The organism is Kitasatospora sp. NPDC092039 (assembly GCF_044756065.1).
Lineage (GTDB): Bacteria > Actinomycetota > Actinomycetes > Streptomycetales > Streptomycetaceae > Kitasatospora.
Genome location: NZ_JBIVSD010000010.1, coordinates 176,798 through 192,964 on the forward strand (window position 1 = coordinate 176,798; position 16,167 = coordinate 192,964).

12 protein-coding genes are annotated in these 16,167 nt (G+C 75.1%); 8 read left to right on the plus strand and 4 right to left on the minus strand.

Annotated elements, in window-relative coordinates; all coding sequences use genetic code 11:
* Positions 1-134: 134 nt before the first annotated feature.
* A complete protein-coding gene (locus tag ACIQI7_RS21100; protein WP_387754723.1) occupies positions 135-632 on the plus strand; it encodes a phosphoribosyltransferase in 498 nt (165 codons plus the stop codon).
* An 83-nt stretch (positions 633-715) separates the two neighbouring features.
* Here the strand turns inward: ACIQI7_RS21100 and ACIQI7_RS21105 are convergent, their stop codons facing one another.
* From ACIQI7_RS21105 to ACIQI7_RS21115, 3 genes are all read right to left on the minus strand, one after another.
* Positions 716-2,413, minus strand: a complete 1,698-nt coding sequence (locus ACIQI7_RS21105) for an Imm49 family immunity protein (protein ID WP_401112151.1) — start codon at positions 2,411-2,413, stop codon at positions 716-718.
* Between the two features lie 141 nt (positions 2,414-2,554).
* Entirely contained in the window at positions 2,555-3,238 is a 684-nt protein-coding gene (locus tag ACIQI7_RS21110; protein ID WP_401112154.1) for a response regulator, read from the minus strand.
* 56 nt (positions 3,239-3,294) lie between these two features.
* Complete coding sequence (locus tag ACIQI7_RS21115; RefSeq protein ID WP_401112157.1) at positions 3,295-4,497, minus strand: sensor histidine kinase; 1,203 nt, start codon at positions 4,495-4,497, stop codon at positions 3,295-3,297.
* 263 nt (positions 4,498-4,760) lie between these two features.
* Here ACIQI7_RS21115 and ACIQI7_RS21120 point away from each other — a divergent pair, with 263 nt between their 5' ends.
* Both ACIQI7_RS21120 and ACIQI7_RS21125 read left to right on the plus strand, forming a co-directional pair.
* Positions 4,761-6,950, plus strand: a complete 2,190-nt coding sequence (locus ACIQI7_RS21120; RefSeq protein WP_401112160.1) for an MMPL family transporter — start codon at positions 4,761-4,763, stop codon at positions 6,948-6,950.
* Positions 6,951-7,108: 158 nt separating this feature from the next.
* Entirely contained in the window at positions 7,109-7,330 is a 222-nt protein-coding gene (locus ACIQI7_RS21125) for a hypothetical protein (protein WP_401112163.1), read from the plus strand.
* Here ACIQI7_RS21125 and ACIQI7_RS21130 read toward each other — a convergent pair.
* Entirely contained in the window at positions 7,317-9,002 is a 1,686-nt protein-coding gene (locus tag ACIQI7_RS21130) for a helix-turn-helix domain-containing protein (RefSeq protein ID WP_401112165.1), read from the minus strand. The genes ACIQI7_RS21125 and ACIQI7_RS21130 overlap by 14 nt on opposite strands.
* Before the next feature lie 260 nt (positions 9,003-9,262).
* On the opposite strand from ACIQI7_RS21130, the gene ACIQI7_RS21135 reads away from it, so the two are divergent.
* The 5 genes from ACIQI7_RS21135 (at position 9,263) to ACIQI7_RS21155 (ending at position 16,124) form a co-directional block, all read left to right on the plus strand.
* Positions 9,263-9,685 carry a hypothetical protein gene (locus tag ACIQI7_RS21135; protein WP_401112167.1) on the plus strand — a complete coding sequence of 141 codons (423 nt, stop codon included), beginning with the start codon at positions 9,263-9,265 and terminating at the stop codon, positions 9,683-9,685.
* 24 nt (positions 9,686-9,709) lie between these two features.
* On the plus strand, positions 9,710-10,645 hold the full coding sequence (locus ACIQI7_RS21140) for a hypothetical protein (RefSeq protein WP_401112170.1): 936 nt from the start codon (positions 9,710-9,712) through the stop codon (positions 10,643-10,645).
* A 49-nt stretch (positions 10,646-10,694) separates the two neighbouring features.
* Positions 10,695-11,189, plus strand: coding sequence for a hypothetical protein (locus ACIQI7_RS21145; protein WP_401112173.1), 495 nt, complete (start codon positions 10,695-10,697; stop codon positions 11,187-11,189).
* 235 nt (positions 11,190-11,424) lie between these two features.
* Positions 11,425-11,808, plus strand: a complete 384-nt coding sequence (locus tag ACIQI7_RS21150) for a CU044_2847 family protein (RefSeq protein ID WP_401112176.1) — start codon at positions 11,425-11,427, stop codon at positions 11,806-11,808.
* Positions 11,805-16,124 carry a hypothetical protein gene (locus tag ACIQI7_RS21155; protein ID WP_401112179.1) on the plus strand — a complete coding sequence of 1,440 codons (4,320 nt, stop codon included), beginning with the start codon at positions 11,805-11,807 and terminating at the stop codon, positions 16,122-16,124. Before ACIQI7_RS21150 ends, ACIQI7_RS21155 begins: the two co-directional genes overlap by 4 nt.
* Positions 16,125-16,167: the final 43 nt, after the last annotated feature.

A 16,167-nucleotide genomic window follows, 5' to 3' on the forward strand; every position in this document is an offset into this window, starting at 1 on the left:
CTCACCGCTCCCGGGCGTCTCTCCGCTGCCCGGTGCGCGAAACGGGCCCGGCGCCCCGAGCCGCCCGGGAACCGCGCGGCGCCCCAGCGCGCCGGTGCTCGCGGCCCGGCCGGCGGCCGTGGACACTGATCGCCGTGACTGATGCGCGCGAGACCCTGGATTACCAGACCTTCGGACGGGCGATGCGCGAACTCGCGCAGACGATCGCCGACGACGGCTACGAGCCCGACCTCGTCCTGAGCATCGCCCGCGGCGGGGTGTTCGTCGCGGGCGGTCTGGCGTACGCGCTGGACTGCAAGAACATCCACCTGGTGAACGTCGAGTTCTACACGGGCGTGGGCACCACCCTGGAGATGCCCATCATGCTGGCGCCCGTCCCCGCCGCGATCGACTTCACCGACAAGAAGGTCCTGATCGCCGACGACGTCGCCGACACGGGCAAGACGCTCAGGCTCGTGCACGACTTCTGCCTCGACCACGTCGCCGAGGTCCGCTCCGCCGTCATCTACGAGAAGTCGCACTCCCTGGTGAAGTGCGAGTACGTGTGGAAGCGGACCGACGACTGGATCGAGTTCCCGTGGTCGGTGGACGGACCGGTCGTCCGGCGCGGCGGCCAGGTGCTCGACGCCTGAGCGGGCTCCGCACCCCCGGCGTGGGAGCGGGCCCCGTCCGGGCCACCCCCGCCCGGGCACCCCGCCGGCCGTTCGCTGGACGGTCAGGGCGCGGCCACCGGCTCCCCGCCACCTTCTCGGGCCCGCCCGGCCGCCTGGAGCAGGCGCGGCGGCAGGTAGGGCGACCGGACGTGGACGGCCCAGCCGCGGCTGCGGCGGGCGTGGCAGGCGAGGCCGAGGACGCCGAGGCTGAGCGCGGCACCGGGGTCGGTGGCCCGGTCGGCGACGCGGTGGTGGTCGCGGTGGGCCTCCAGGGCGTCCAGCAGGGCGAGGTTGAAGCTGGTCTCGTCGCCCCGGACCAGCTGCGAGAAGAGGACGACCGGGGGCGGCAGGAAGCTGCGGTCCCCGGCTCGTTCCACCTCCTTCAGGGCCCGCTCGGTGGCCGGGAGCGGGTCGGCTCCGCGCAGGTGGTCGTGCAGGGCGGTGCGGTACGAGGCGAACGGGGAGCGGTCCTCGGCGGCGATCACCGGGCCGGCCAGGACGAGCGGCTCCAGGTCCTCGGGACTGCCGGTGACCAGGGCGAAGGACAGGGCCGTCTCCCAGAAGGCCGGGCCGAAGTCCCTGTCCCGCAGGGCGGGGAAGCGCAGCCTGCGCCCGTCGATCGTCACCTCCGCCTCGGTGCCCGGCTCGGCGAGGGCCGCCCGGAACACGGCGGCCCCCAGCTGGGAGCCGAGCCGCAGGTGGGCGAGCAGGGCGTCGGTGGCGTCGGCGGACTGCGAGGCGCGTGCCGACAGGAGGTAGCCCTGGTAGCGCAGGGCGCCCGTGAGCTCCCACGCGTCCAGCGGCTCGCCCTCCTTCGGCGTGAGGGCCTCCAGGGTGCGCCGCTCGAACCGCGCCGCGCCGTCCGGGCTGAGCGGCCGGGCGGGGCTGGGCCGGTCGAGGTCGACGGGCCCGGCGGCGAGCCGGGCCACGGCGTCGGGGCGCGGGTCGCGGCCCAGGCCCCGCACGCGCGGGCCGGGCGTCTCGAAGCCGGTGACCAGGGCGTGGGGGAGGTAGTCGGTGTCGACCGCCGGGGACCAGCCGTGGGTGCGGTACGCGAGGGCGGCCAGGGCGATCGGGACGAGCGGCAGCAGGCTCGCGGGCCCGCGGCCGTGCGGGCCGTCCTGGAGGAGCGCGAGGAGGGCGGCGTCGAAGGCGCCGCGGTCCCCGTCGGCCAGGGCGCGCAGCGCGCGCAGACCGGGCTGCGATTCGGGGGAGGCGGCGGGGAAGTCGGCCTCCTCCTCGAAGAAGTGGGCGACGAAGCCGTCGACGAGTTCGAGGGCCGGGGTGAGCGGCTCGTCGGGCATCAACTGCCGTGCCCAGCTGAAGGCCTCGCCGTGGGGGGAGACCTTGTCGGCGACGATCGCCAGGCAGAAGGCGTCGAGCCACTCCCCGGCGGTGACCCGGTGGCGGGGGTCGCGGTCCTGCCCGTACTCGGGGTCGTAGGACATCCCGAAGTTCGGGTAGTCGAGGAAGACGCTGAAGCGGTCGCGCGGGTAGTAGGCGGCGAAGGAGACGGCGCCGGCGGCGGCCTCGGCGGCGTCCTTGAGGACAGCTTCGGCCTCGGGGCAGTCCAGGGCGGGCCGGGTGGTGGACAGGGCCCCGAGGTAGTCCAGATAGGAGTCGGTGATCAGCTGCCACTCGGTCGTGGTCATCAGACCGGCGCGGGAGTAGGAGTGCACCTGCCGCCCGATCCGGTCCACGAAGTCCTCGCCGGCCTGCGCCACCCGCTCCGCATCCACCTGATGGCGTTCGATCCGCACGGTCCTGCCCCCTTGATCATCGACTCGGACCCAGGGTAGGCGGCGGGTCGGACACCCCGGCCCGCCGGGTCCTCCTGGCTCCGTCCCGGCCCGCCCGCCCGACCCTCCGTCCCGCCCGACCCGCCCCGCCCGGCCCCTCCGTCAGGCCTGGCCGGCGCCTCCCGAACGGGCGGTCACCAGGCCGGACTCGTACGCCGCGATGACCGCCTGGGCGCGGTCGCGCACGTCGAGCTTGCCGAAGAGGCTGGTGATGTGGTTCTTCACCGTGGAGTGGCTGATGTCCAGGGCCCGGGTGATCGCGGCGTTGTCCAGGCCGGCGGCCATCAGCCGCCACACCTCCACCTCCCGGGGCGTGAGCCCGTCCGTCCCGGCGCGGGGCGGCGCGGCGGCGACGGGCGTGCGGACGTAGGCCGAGATCAGCCGGGTCAGCAGGCGCGGGGCGACCACCGCCTCCCCGGTGTGGACGGTGCGGATGGCCGCGGCGAGGTCCTCCGGCGAGACGTCCTTGGGCAGGAACCCGTACGCGCCGGCGCGCAGCGCGGCCACCACGTACTCGTCCATGTCGAAGGTGCTCAGCGCCAGGACCCGGCACCCGGGCAGGGTGCGGGCCAGCTCCTCGGTCGCGGCGACCCCGTCCAGGACGGGCATCCGGATGTCCATCACCACGACGTCGGGGTGCAGCCGCTCGGCGAGCGCGACGGCCTGCGCGCCGTCCTCCGCCTCGCCCACCACCTCGAAGGCGGGGTCGGGGGAGAGGATCAGTGACAGGCCGCGCCGCACCAGCGGCTGGTCGTCCACGATCAGGACCCTGATCCCGGGCGTCACCGGTACACCGCCTCCCCGCGCAGCCCGCCGCCGACGCGCTCGACGTGCTCCCCGCTCTAGACGGCCGCCTCGGCCGTCTCCTCCGCCGCCAGCGGCAGCTCGGCCACCACGGCGAAGCCGCCCTGCGGCCGCGGCCCCGCCTCCAGGGTGCCGCCGTGCAGGGCGACCCGCTCGCGCATGCCGATCAGGCCGTACCCGCCGCGCACCGGTTCGTGCCCCGCGTCCGGGGACGGCCCGCCCCGGCCGTCGTCGCGCACCTCGACGGTGATCCCGTCCGTACGGTAGGTCAGCAGGACGCAGGCGCTGGCCGGTCCGGCGTACTTGCGCGCGTTGGTCAGGCCCTCCTGGACGATCCGGAACACCGTCAGGCCGAGGGTCGGCGGCAGCGGGCGGCTCGGCCCGCGCACGCCGAGCGTGGTCGGCAGCCCGGCCCGGCGGGACTCCTCCACCAGGCGGGCGAGGTCGTCCGCCCCGGGCTGGGGCGAGGCCGGAGCGGCGTCCGGCTCGTCGCCGGCCCGCAGGACGTCCAGCAGCTGGCGCATCTCGCGCAGGGCCAGCCGCCCGGAGGACTCCAGGGTCACCAGGGCCTCCCGCACCACCTCCGGGTTCGCCAGGTTGGCCCGGGCGCCGCCGGCCATCAGCTGCATGGTGGTGATGTGGTGGGCCACGATGTCGTGCAGCTCCCGGGCGATGCGGCGGCGTTCGTCGGCCACCGCGCGGTCGGCCAGCAGCCGGCGGTTGGCCGCCACCTCGCGCTGCCAGCGGGCGACCACGAGGCCGCTCGCGGCCACCAGCGCGGTGGACGCCACGGCCGCGATGCCCGCCTCCGCGGACGGCACCGGGAAGTCGCCCTGGCTCAGCATCGTCACCAGCGCCGTCGCCGTGGCGGCGCCCGCGGTGACCGGCCAGGAGCGGTTGCGGGCGACCGAGTACACCGCCACCGTCAGGACGGCGCCGAAGTGGATGCCCATCGGGGCCGACAGGTCGATCGCGCACTGGAGCGCCAGGACGGCGGCGAGCGCCGGCACCGGGTGGCGGCGCCGGGCGAGCAGCGGCACGCCCGCCAGCACGAGCAGGACGAAGCCCGGCACGTCGACGCCGCGGGTGCCCGCCACCTCGCTGACGAGCAGGTGGGCGAGCAGGTCCAGCGTGCCGACCCCGACGGCCACCAGCGCGTCCGCCTGGGTCCACGGCAGGCCCTCCGCGCGGCCGCGCGGCACCCCGCCCTCGGCCGCACCGGGGTGTTGACGCCCGTCCATCCTCTTCCCTCCCGGCCGACCAGCGTTGACGCCTCATTCTGGCACCGGCCCGACCGGCCCCGGATGGTCCCTCCGGCCGAGGGCGGGCGCACGGACCAGGAGCACGGTCCCGGGTCCGGCCCGCAGGGGGGAGCGGGGGCCCCGGCCCGGATCGTCCGCTGCCCGGACGCCCGCCCTCCCCTTCGCCTGATGGGCTGGAAACCTGCCGGGAACCCCCGGCGACCAGGTTCGACGTTCGCGTCCACCACCCGGAGGGCACCCCCGTGATCCGCGCACTGACCGGATTCTCCACCAGACACGCCTGGAAGGTCATCGCCCTCTGGGCGGTGCTGGGCCTGGCACTGGCCGCGCTGAGCCCGACACTGCTCGGCCGGGTCACCCAGTCCCAGACCGGTGACTTCCTGCCGAAGAGCTACGACTCGGCCGCCGCCCTGCGGATCGCCGAGGAGCAGTTCGGGGTGAAGCCCGACGCCACCACGCTCACGGTGCTGGTCGCCCGCACCGACGGCAAGGCGCTCACCGACGGCGACCGGCGGCGGATCGAGACCGAGGCGGCGGAGCTCGGCCAACGCCGGGTCACCATGCCCAGGAACCAGGACGAGCCGGCGTTCCTCAAGCCCGACCGCTCGCAGACCCCCCGGATCGCCCCGGCGATGACGGCGCCCGACCGGAGCTTCGAGCTGCTCTCCGTCGAACTGACCGGCAGTGCCGTGGACGAGGGCGTCCAGGAGGTCTACCGGACCTTCCGGGACTCCGCCCGCGCGGAGTTCGCCGCCGCCGGGATGCGCACCGGCTTCACCGGCGCACTGGCCGAGGCCGCCGACAGCGCGGACGACAACCGGGTCGCCGCGCGGATCGGCAGCAGCCTGGTCACCGTGCTGATCGTCCTGCTCAACGTGCTGGTGTTCCGCAGCGTGCTCGCGGCCGTGCTGCCGCTGCTCGCGGTCGCCCTGATCGGCGGCGTGGCGGCCGGAGCGGTGGCGCTCGCCGCGACGCTCACCGGCCTGCGGCTGGACGCCTCCACCCCCGGCCTGATCTCCGTGGTGCTGCTCGGCATCGGTGTCGACTACCTGCTGTTCCTGCTCTTCCGGTTCCGCGAGCACCTGCGCGCCCGGCCCGACCAGCCCGCCCGTGCGGCCGCCGCCGAGGTCTCCGGCCGGGTCGGCACCGCGATCACCTCGGCCGCGCTGACCATCGTGGCCGCCTTCGCCACCCTGGGCGTGGCGAGCTTCGGGCAGTTCCGCTCGCTCGGCCCGGCGATCGCCGTCGCCGTCCTGGTCATGCTGCTGGGCAGTCTCACCCTGATGCCGGCCCTGCTCGCCGCCTGCGGCCGCAAGATGTTCTGGCCCTCCCGCAGCCTGGCCCGGCAGCCGCGGGCGGGCGCGGCCGCCCGCTACGGCGCCTTCGTCGCCCGCCGTCCGGTGGCCCTGCTGCTCGGCTCCGTCGCGCTGCTCGGCGCCCTCGCCGCCGGGATGACCGGGCTCCGGATGGACTACGGCCAGGGCGGCGACTCCGGGACGGCGGCCGCGGCCACCGCCAAGGAGATCGCGCGCGCCCTGCCGGCCGGCGTCTCCGACCCGACCACCGTCTACGTCACCGCGAACGACGGCGCCACCCTCGACCCCGCCCGGCTCGACGGCCTCTCCCGCGCCCTCGCCGGGACCGAGGGCGTCGGCCAGGTCGGCGCCACCGTCCTGAACGACAACCACCGCGCCGCCCGGATCGACCTCTTCCTCGCCGCCGACCCGCAGAGCGCACGGGCCCGCGACCTGGCCTCCGGCCCGGTCCGCGCCACCGTCGCCGCCCACACCCCCGCCGGGACGAGCGCCCACGTCGGCGGCACGGCGGCGATCTTCGCCGACATCTCCGTCGCCGTCGACCACGACCTGACGATCGTCTTCCCGGTCGCCGCCGTCCTCATCGCCCTGATCCTGCTGCTCCTGCTGCGCAGCCTGCTCGCCCCGGTGGTGCTGATGCTCGCCGTCGGCCTCGGCTTCGCCGCCACCCTCGGCGCCGCCACCCTGCTGTTCCAGCACGTGCTGGACGAACCCGGCGTCAACTTCACCCTGCCCCTGGTGCTGTTCCTGTTCGTCGTCGCGCTGGGCACCGACTACAACATCCTCATCACCGACCGGATCCGCGAGGAGATGCACCACCCCGGCCCGGCCCGCAGCGCCGTGGCCCGCGCCGTCCGCCACACCACGCCCGCCGTCGCCACCGCCGGCCTGGTGCTGGCCGGCTCCTTCGCCACCCTCGCCACCACCCCCGGCAGCGCCCAGATCGCCTTCGCGCTGACGCTCGGCATCCTGCTCTCCGCCGTCGTCCTCTCGCTCGCCCTGGTCCCGGCCCTGGCCACCCTCCTCGGCCGCGCCCTGTGGTGGCCCCTGCGCCCCACCCGCCGCCACACCCCCACCGCCCCCACCCCGCCCCCCACCCGCGCCCTCGTGCCCTGACCGCCCAGCCCTCCCGCCCAGCCCTCCCGCCCGGACGCCGCCGCCCGGACGCCCACGGAGGCCCGGCCCCGCGAGGGCCGGGCCTCCCGCGCGCTTCACGGGTCGCGTTCTCATCGAGCCTGGCCGATGGTGTCAGCGCGGCCGGGTGTGCGCAGATCGTGGCCGAGCCACGGGAGCTGGTCGAGGAGACCAGTCGCGCGCAGTTCACGACCGGCGACTACGCGCTGGAGGCCGAGCCGATGCGCGAGCCGGGCGGCTCGGTGCCGGCCGAAGACCAGTCCACCGCCAAGTCGGGACTCGTCGCGGGTCGTCCAGCCCTCAGCCGTCGGGAATCGGCCGGAGTTGTCGCACCGCTGCCGTTCCCGGTCAGCCGTAGGTGACGAGGACCGGTCGTTCGGTGATCCGCAACGGATGCTGTCCGTCCACCTCGTGGGACCCGCTGTCGAGGTCGTGCACCACGGCCCGGCGTGGTCCGACCGTGGTCTCGGCCGCTCCGGCGTCGGTCCACAGGACGACGACCCGCGAGGGTGGTCCGCCGGGGGCCGGCATGGTGAACTCGCACTGCCAGACGTTCTCCGGGAGCGCGACCTGCGCACCCCGGCCGCATCCCGTGAGACTCGCCTCCGCGAGCCAGTGCTGCAGCCGCTCCACGTACAGGGCGGCGGTCGTCGGCGGTCGACCCTCGGGCTGCAGGACGATCGGCAGCGTGCTGTTCCCCCAGGCGTAGAAGTACATCCGCTCCAGGCCGTACCGGCGGCCGTACAGGCCGGTGAGGTAGAACCGCACGGCGTGGTTCGCCGCCCGCTGCGGGTCGAGCGGATCGTTGAGCGGCAGCGTCTGGGTGGTCCCGGTGTTCCACAACGGCAGGTGGACCCCGGCCCGGTGGAAGCTGCGGTAGGCGGACTGGACGGCCTCCAGCATGGTCTCCGGGGGGTCCTGGACCCGGCGCTGGTACAGCTTCACCCCGGCCGCGTCGCAGTCCTGGTAGCCGCCGAGCTCGGCGAAGCGCCGTACGAACGCTTCGGCAGCCGGCTCCCATAGTCCGGTGACCGACGGGCAGACCACGAGGGCTCCGGGGTCACCGGCGCGGATGATCCGGCTCGCCCGCCGGGCCATCTCCACCAGTGTCTCGGTCGGGCCGTTGAAGTGGTGCGGGTGATTGGCCATCACCCATAGTTCGTAGGCCTCGATGCGTCCGCGCGCGTGCTCCACCAGGGCGCTGACGAAGGCATCCCAGTCCGCCAGGTCGTCCGGCGGCGCGGCCCTGGAATCCTCGGGGTAGGCGGCCCGGCGCGCGCCGGGCGCGGCCCAGCCGGGCGTTCCGCCGAACACGAACAGCGTCGGCAGCCCGGCCTCCCCGGTTCCCTGGAGAAGCCGGTCGAGGGTCGACCAGTCGTAGATGCCGCGCCGGGGTTCGAGCTGTGACCAGCGGGTCTCGCTGTCCCACAGCCGTACGCTCCCCACGCGGAACGTGGGCGTGGCACCGGAGCTGCTGTTGAGGGTGACACCGAAGGCCGTACGGGGCACCGGGACGGGCGCGTCCGCCCAGCTCGACGCGGCCGGGGCGGTGGCCGCGGCGGCCGGGAGCCGAGACGGAGCGCTGGTTCCGGCCGGGATGCTGCCTGCCGTGCCGGCGAGGAGCGACAGCGCGGCGAGCGCCACGGCGGCCCGGTGCCGCCCGGAACGGCGGGTCGCGCGGTGAGGTGACGGGCCCTCGGCGGCGGGCAGCGATGCCGGCGACTCCTCCGCTCCCGTTCCCGCTCCCTGCTCCGCCTCCACGCCCGGTTCCGTGCGGGCGGTCGTGGCCTCGCCGGTGGCCGCCTGCCAGGACCGGAGCAGGGTGTTCAGTTCGTCGGGTTGGGCGCCGCACTCGCGGGCGAACCGGGCGATCACGTCGTAGCCGCCAGGGACCCCCTGGCCGGTGCAGTAGCGGTGCAAGGTGGTCCGGCCGGTGAAGGTGCGCCTGGCCAGCTCCTGGTAACTGAGCCCGCTGTGGTCCTTGAGCCGTGTCAGGGCGGCAGCCAGCTCGCGCATGCCGGTCTCTCGATCCATCGTCATCCCCCCGGTGGCGATCGTCGTCGCGGACAGCATTCCACAGGGCGTCCCGCGTTTCCGGTGAAACGCCAGGTCGGCGGGGGTGGGAGCGTCCCACCGCAGCTCGGGACGCCGGTGTCGTTGTCCGGGCCGGGCCGGCACGCCGAGGATGGCCGCCGGGCCGGCCGAGCACGACCGGACAGCCCCGCCGACCCGGCGCTCCCGTCGGCCGGCGCGACCTCTCCACGCGAACCACCATGCGTCCAGGAAGGACCCACATGCGCTTCCGTACCGCCGCCGTCGGCCTCGTGGCCCTCATCGGCACCGCCGTTGCTCTGCCCGCCACTCCCGCGGCCGCCGCTCCCGACCCGGGCACGCAGGCCGGCCACCCGGCCGCCGCGAACGCCGGGGTCCTCGGCGGCTGCGTGTTCGGGGTCTGCGGGACCGTCTACAACCGCACTTCCGAGACCGTTTCCGTGACCATGAACTGGGGCGACATCCAGCACACCATCCGTCGCCTCAACGGACACGCGAACACCGAGGGATGGGGCGACGTGGACGGCATCTACGTCCCGACCCAGCGGAAGATGGACGTCTTCATCACCGCCCCCTTCGGCAACCGCTGGGTCCATTGGGGCCCGGGCTGGCACAAGATCTCCACCGACGAGTACGCGCACATCGACCGCATCTACAAGCCGTAGGAACGGGCGCGGTGGACACGGCAGATGCACCGGCACCCACCGCGGGGCCGGCCCCCGCGTCCCGTCCTGGCGATCGTCGCGCCGCTGGCCGCGGCCGCCGTACTCGCGGCCGCCTGCACCTCGGGCACCAGTTCCGGCCCGCCGGCCGCCGCCCGGTCGGCGCCACCGCTCAGTGAGGCGGAGAACGCCCTCCTGCGGGACGCCGAACAGCGGCTCGTCGCGGACTGCATGACCGAGCGCGGCTTCCACTACTGGGCCGTGCCCACCACCGGCGACGAGGGACTGCGGCCGCTCGGATTCGTCCTGGACGACACCGCGTGGGCCCGCGCCCACGGCTACGGGGGCGGCAGCCTCGCCCGGGCCGCCGGCGAGAGGGACGCCAACCCGAACGCCGCGTACGTCCGGGAGCTGACAGAGGAGCGGCAGCGGGCGTACGCGGCGGCGCTGCGCGGCGGAGCCGGGACCCCGGAAGTCTCCATCGACCTTCCCGGCGGGGGCACCGCGGTCAGCCGCCTCGGCGGCTGCGAGGGCGAGGCCGGCCGGCGGCTCTACGGGGACCTCGCCGCTTGGACCCGCGCCGACACCCTCGCCGCGAACCTGACCCCGCTCTACGTGCCGGAGGTCACCCGCGACGCGCGGTTCACCGAAGCGCTCGCCGCGTGGTCCGCGTGCATGGCGGCAGCGGGGCTTCCGTACGAACGACCGGACCAGATCCGGGCCGAGGCCCGCCGGAAGGCGGCGGGCCTCGCCCCGGACGCGGTCACCGCTGCGGAGGCGCCGCTTGCGGTGGCCGAGGCACAGTGCGGGGCGTCCACGGGTCTGGCCGGCACAGCTCGGCGCCTGGAGGCCGAGTACCGGGAGCGGCTGCCGGAGCAGTACCGCTCCGCACTCGGGGAGCGCACCGAACTCGCCCGGGCCGCGTTGCCTCGCGCCCGGGAGATCACAGGCCGGACGGCCTGACACCGAACGGCCCGCGGCACCGTGTCGCGGGCGTGAAAGGGAGGAAACCATGAATCGGACCCGGATGATGCTGGCGGCGGCCGCCGCCGGACTCCTGATGGCGGCCCTGCCGGCCGGCACCGCCGTGGCCGACGACCGGGGAGCCGGTCTCGCGGACACCTGCTCGCAGTACCGGACGAGCTGGAGCGGTGCCGTGATCGCCTGGGAGGACACCTGGTGCACCGGCACGCGCCTCGGCATCGCCTACGGGAACGACGTCAACTGGTCGGACGGGTCGGGCCCCTTCCAGGGCTCCGACAACGACCGGGCGAGTTCCGTGATGAACAACGGTACGTGGGATGCCAACGGACTGGTGCACGTGGCGTTCTACCGTGACGCCGGGGGCGGCGACGCCTGGCGCAACGGCTACGCCTGTCTGAAGCAGGGCCAGTACGTGGGCAACCTCGCCCAGCGGGTGTTCGTCGGCGGCGGGGGAGGGGAGGTCGCGGACGCCATCTCCTCGCACCAGTGGGTGACCTTCGAGGCCTGCAGCTCCTGGATGTGACGGCGCCATCGGTCGCGGCCCGCCGCTCATGTGGCGGGCCGCGCCCGGTTCGGCCCCCGCCGTCCGCGTTTCCGTGTTCCGGGCACGATCGTCGGCGCGCTGTTGTACGTTCGGCGCGACCGGTATCCGGCGGGGCGTCGCGGGGCCCTCGGAAGGTTTTCAGGGGGATCCGAGGCAGGGCGTCGCGGTGTCGGGAAGGGCCGGGAAGTCCTGAGGGGGAGGCACCGTGTACCACGTGGAGTTGCCCGTCGACGTCGACGGCGGGGCGCAGGACGTCGTGCGGGTCGAGATCTCGCCGGCCGGCGAGGACGGCCTGGTGCGGGTGGCGCGACCGGGCCAGGTGGTGGCCCGGGCCACGCGCTCGCTCGGGGAGATGGTGACCGGCATCCGGCCGGTTGCGCAGGGCTTCGTCGACGGCTTCCGCGGGATGGTCCACGCGCCCGACGAACTCAGCCTGGAGTTCGGGCTGTCGCTGTCCGCCGAAGCCGATGTGATCATCTCCAGTACGGCGGCCCAGGCCAACTTCAAGGTCTCGCTCACCTGGCACCGCCCGCCGGCGGAGCCGTCCGAGCCGTCCGAGCCGTCCGAGCAGGCGGAGCAGGCGGAGCCGACGGAATGACCTCGGCCGAGCCGCGCCCGGCCGAGGGCATCGGCCCGAGGGCCCTCAACTCGGCCGTGCTGCGCGTGCGCGACACCCGCGGCGACCCCGTGGGGCTGGGGTTCCTGGTCACCCCGGAACTGGCGCTGACCTGCGCCCACGTGGTGTCCGCGGCCCTCGGCCTGCGGCCGGACGAACGGCCCGCCGCCGCCCGGCTCGACGTCGACCTGCCCTTGCAGCCCGCCTCCGCCACCGGTGGCGCGGGCGTGGCCGCCGGCGTGACCGCGAGCGTCGAGCACTGGATGCCGCCCCGGGAATCCGGCGGCGGGGACGTGGCGGTCCTCCGGCTGGACGCCCCGCTGCCCGGCGGCCGGCCGGTCCGGCTGATCGAGACGGACGAGGTGTGGGAGCACCCGGTACGGGCCTTCGGCTTCCCGGCCGGCCGCCCGGGCGGGGTGTGGCACTCGGGCGTCCTGCGGGCGGAGCAGGCCCAGGGGTGGGTGCAGGCCGACCTCACCGGGCAGGGCTACCCGGTCACCCGGGGCTTCAGCGGCGGCCCGGCCTGGGACGAGCACCTCGTCGGCGTGGTCGGCATGATGGCGGTCGCCGAGTCGGGCCAGCCGCCGGTCAGCTACCTGATCCCGACGGCCGGGCTGCTGCGGGCCTGGCCGCAGCTGCGGGAGCTGGCCCTGCCGCCCTCCCCCTTCCGCGGCCTGGCGGCGTACCAGGAGGCCGACGCCGCGCTGTTCCACGGCCGACGGGTGGAGAGCGCGGAACTCGCCTCGGCGCTGCTCGCCGAGCAGTGGGTGAGCATCGTCGGTGCCTCCGGCTCCGGGAAGTCGTCGGTGGCCCTGGCCGGGGTCGTCCCGCTGCTGCGGGCGACGGGGGCCGAGGCGGTGGTCGTGCGGCCGGCCTCGGGCAGCAGCCCGCTGACCGCACTCGCCGCCGGGCTGCTGCCACTGCTGGAGCCCGCGCTGTCGCAGCTCCCGGAGACCCGCCGGCTGGCCTGGATCGCCGAGCTGGCGGAGCGGCTGGCCGGCGGCGGGCTGGCCGATGTGGTGGCCCGGGTGCTGGAACTGCGCGGCCGCGACCGACTGCTGGTCGTGGTCGACCAGTTCGAGGAACTGCTGGCCCTCGCCCCGGCCGCCGTCGACGCGCTGGCCGACGTGCTGTTCGACGACGCGCTGCCGAGCACCGTCCGCGTCCTGACCACGCTGAGGGCCGACTTCCTGGAACTCGTACTGGCCCACCCCCGGTTGGGGCCCCGCCTCAGCCGACGGATCCACGCGCTCGGCCCGCTGAGCCCCGAGCGGCTGCGCGAGGTGGTGACCGCCCCCATCGACGGGATCCCCGGCGTGCGCTACGAACCCGCCCTGGTGGACCGCATCCTGGAGGACACCGGCACCGAACCGGGCGCCCTGCCACTGCTCGGCTTCACCCTCGACCTGCTGTGGAAGGGCCAGTGCGGCGGCCTGCTGACCTACCGGGCGTACCGCGAACTGGGCGGCGTCACCGGCGCGTTGAGTGCCCACGCCGACCAGGTGTGGGAGGAACAGCTCCAGGCCGCGGACGAAGCGGCGGCCCGCCGGCTGTTCACCCGGCTGATCCGCGTCCCCACGGGCTCCCCGGCCGCGACCCGTCGTACGGCCCTGCGCGGCGAGCTGGGGGAGGAGGAGTGGCGGATCGCCCAACAGCTCGCCACCACCCGCCTGTTGGTCACCGGTCGCAACGCAGAGGGCGACGAGACGGTGGAACTTGCGCACGAGGCGCTGATCAACGGCTGGGAACGGCTGGCCCGTTGGGCGGCGGAGGACCGCGCCTTCCTGGTCTGGCTGGAATCCGTGCGCCGCGACATGGACGCCTGGGAGGAGTCGGGGCGCACCGCACCGCCGCGCACCACCCTGCCCGACCGGCCCTCGCGGTGGGAGACCGAGCGGGGCGCCGACCTGAGCGCCGCCGAGCACGCCTACCTGCGGGCCGTACGGGCCCACCGCCGCTCCCGGACCCGCCGGCGGCGGGCCGTCGTGTCCGTCATCGCCGTCCTCACCGCACTCGCCCTGGTCACCAGCACGCTCCTGGTGGCGGCCCGTCAGGAGAGCCGCACCCAGGAGGCCACCGCCGCGTCCCGGGCCCTGGCCCAGGCCTCGGTGGACGCGGCCTCCAGCGACCCCGCCCGCTCGGTGATGCTGGCGCTCGCGGCCTACCGGACCTCGCCGACCCAGGAGGCCCGCAACCAACTGCTGCGCGTGTACCTCGCGCACGCCGGCGAGGGGCGGCTGGTCTCCGGCCTGCTGGGCACCGTCCACCACGTGGTGACGAGCCGTGACGGCGACGTGGTGCTGGCCACCTCCCAGGACGGCCGGGCGACGCTCTTCGTGCACGCCGCCACCGGAACCGTCCGCAGCGTCCAGGTGCCCTCGGTCGGCCAGGTGCGGTACCCGCTGGTCTCCGCGGACGGGCGGCGGGCCGGCTACCTCCAGGACGACGGCAAGGCGGCGTGGTTCCCCGTCGACGCCGATGCCGACCAGCCGATCGGACGGATCCACCGCCTGCCCGTGGCCCCGGGTACGGCCGGCGGAGCCGACAAGGGCCTGCGCCCGTCGATGTCGGTGGACGGCACCCGGATCGTGGCCCGGGTGTTCGACCACCTGGTCTGGTGGGACCTGGACCAGGACACCCTGGTCCGCACCACGCCCGCGCCCAAGGACGGCGGCGGCGACGACGGGCCGCTGTGGATCGGCGCGGACGACCGGACCCTGCTGATGCGGCGCACCGGCTCCGGGAGGAACAACAGCGCCCTGCTCGCCTACGACCCCGACACGGGGGCGACGCGCACCGTCGTCGCGGACGTGGAAGACCTCGAACTCTCCGGGGACCGCGACGCGGCCGTGGTGTGCCGCCGCGGCGACGACACCTCCACGGTGAGCCTGGTCCGGATCTCCGACGGCGCCCCGCAGGGCCGACCGTTCACCGAGCAGGACGAGAAGTACACGTCGGACGTCTGCTTCGGCCAGGCGGTCGACGCCACCGGGAGCCGAGTGGCCCTGGAGCACACGGACACCGTCCGCGTGGTGGACCTGAACCGGGGGCAGGTGATCGCCACCGTCCCCACGAAGGGCCACACCTACGGGACCCACAGGCTGGCCGAGGCCGCCGGCCGCCTCTACCAGGTCAGCTGGGACGGATCGGCGATCACCTACACCGAACTCCCGCCCGGCGCCGCCGTCCTGTCGGTCGGCCAGCAGCGGCTCACCCCCGACGGCACCCGGACGGTCAGCATCCTCGCCGACGGCTCCGCCCTGCAGCTGCGGCCCGCGGCGGACGCGGACAGCGACCGGCTGCTCGCCGAGGCGGCCCGCCGCCGGCCGTACTGGAAGCCGGGCGACGCCGGCCCGCTCAGGTTCAGCCGGGACGGCACCCTCCTCGCCGACCAGGAGGCGAAGAACGTGGTCTCCGTCCGCGATGCCGCCACGCTGCGGGAGGTCGCCGCGATCACGGCCGCCGAGCCCCCGCCGCTGCCCGTGCCCGAACCGTCCGTCCTGGGACCGGCCCTGCCCGCGGGGGAGTCCTGGAAGTGGGGCTTCGCCCACTTCTTCGACACCGAGGGGAAGATCCTCACCATCTCGGGGAGCGTGGTGCAGCGCTGGGAACCGCGCACCGGCCGGGAACTCGCCCGGTTCGACGTGACCCCCCTGCTGCCCGACGGCGAACCGGACGTCGTGATCGCCCCCTGCCCGAGGCCGAACGAGGTCGCCGTCATCGTGCTGGGCGACCCCGAGGTCCGCATCGTCGACATCACCACCGGCAAGGTCAGGGAGACCGTCCGGACCACCGAGGACGTCCTGTCGATCCAGTTCGACCCCAGCGGCCGCTACTTCGCGCTGATGCGCCGCGGATCGATCGTCGAACTCTGGCGCCGCGACCCGCTGCGCCGCGAACTCGGCCCGCTGAAGAGCGTCTCCGAGGACCTGGTGACCTCGTTCGTCGCCTCCTTCCTCGACGGCGACGGACACTTCCTGCTCGCCGCCAACAACTCCGTCCGGACCTACCGGGTCGGCGAGCGCGCCCCGCAGGACTCGTACGAGTTCGGCGCGCCGACGGACGGGATCGACGGTTCGTACCGCTTCATGGACGCCTCCAGGGACGGCCGGACCGTCGTCTACGCGCGCTCCTCGGGCCCCGGCGGCCCGCTGGTCCTGGACCCGCGGGCGTGGCGCGGCGAGCTCTGCCGCATCATCGGGTACCGGACCTTCACCGACGACGAACGGACCGGCCTGCCCACCCGTCTGCCGGCGGACCCACCGTGCGCGGCGCCCGAGAAGCCCGCGGGCGGGTAGGGCCCGGCCCGCCAGCCCCACCGGGCGGCGGGTGACGACGGCG

Bases quoted from the DNA above. Each gene is read 5' to 3' on its own strand.
- ACIQI7_RS21115 (WP_401112157.1), bottom strand. From the start codon at position 4,497: ATGGACGGGCGTCAACACCCCGGTGCGGCCGAGGGCGGGGTGCCGCGC.
- ACIQI7_RS21130 (WP_401112165.1), bottom strand. From the start codon at position 9,002: ATGGATCGAGAGACCGGCATGCGCGAGCTGGCTGCCGCCCTGACACGG.
- ACIQI7_RS21135 (WP_401112167.1), top strand. From the start codon at position 9,263: ATGCGCTTCCGTACCGCCGCCGTCGGCCTCGTGGCCCTCATCGGCACC.
- ACIQI7_RS21140 (WP_401112170.1), top strand. From the start codon at position 9,710: ATGCACCGGCACCCACCGCGGGGCCGGCCCCCGCGTCCCGTCCTGGCG.
- ACIQI7_RS21145 (WP_401112173.1), top strand. From the start codon at position 10,695: ATGAATCGGACCCGGATGATGCTGGCGGCGGCCGCCGCCGGACTCCTG.
- ACIQI7_RS21155 (WP_401112179.1), top strand. From the start codon at position 11,805: ATGACCTCGGCCGAGCCGCGCCCGGCCGAGGGCATCGGCCCGAGGGCC.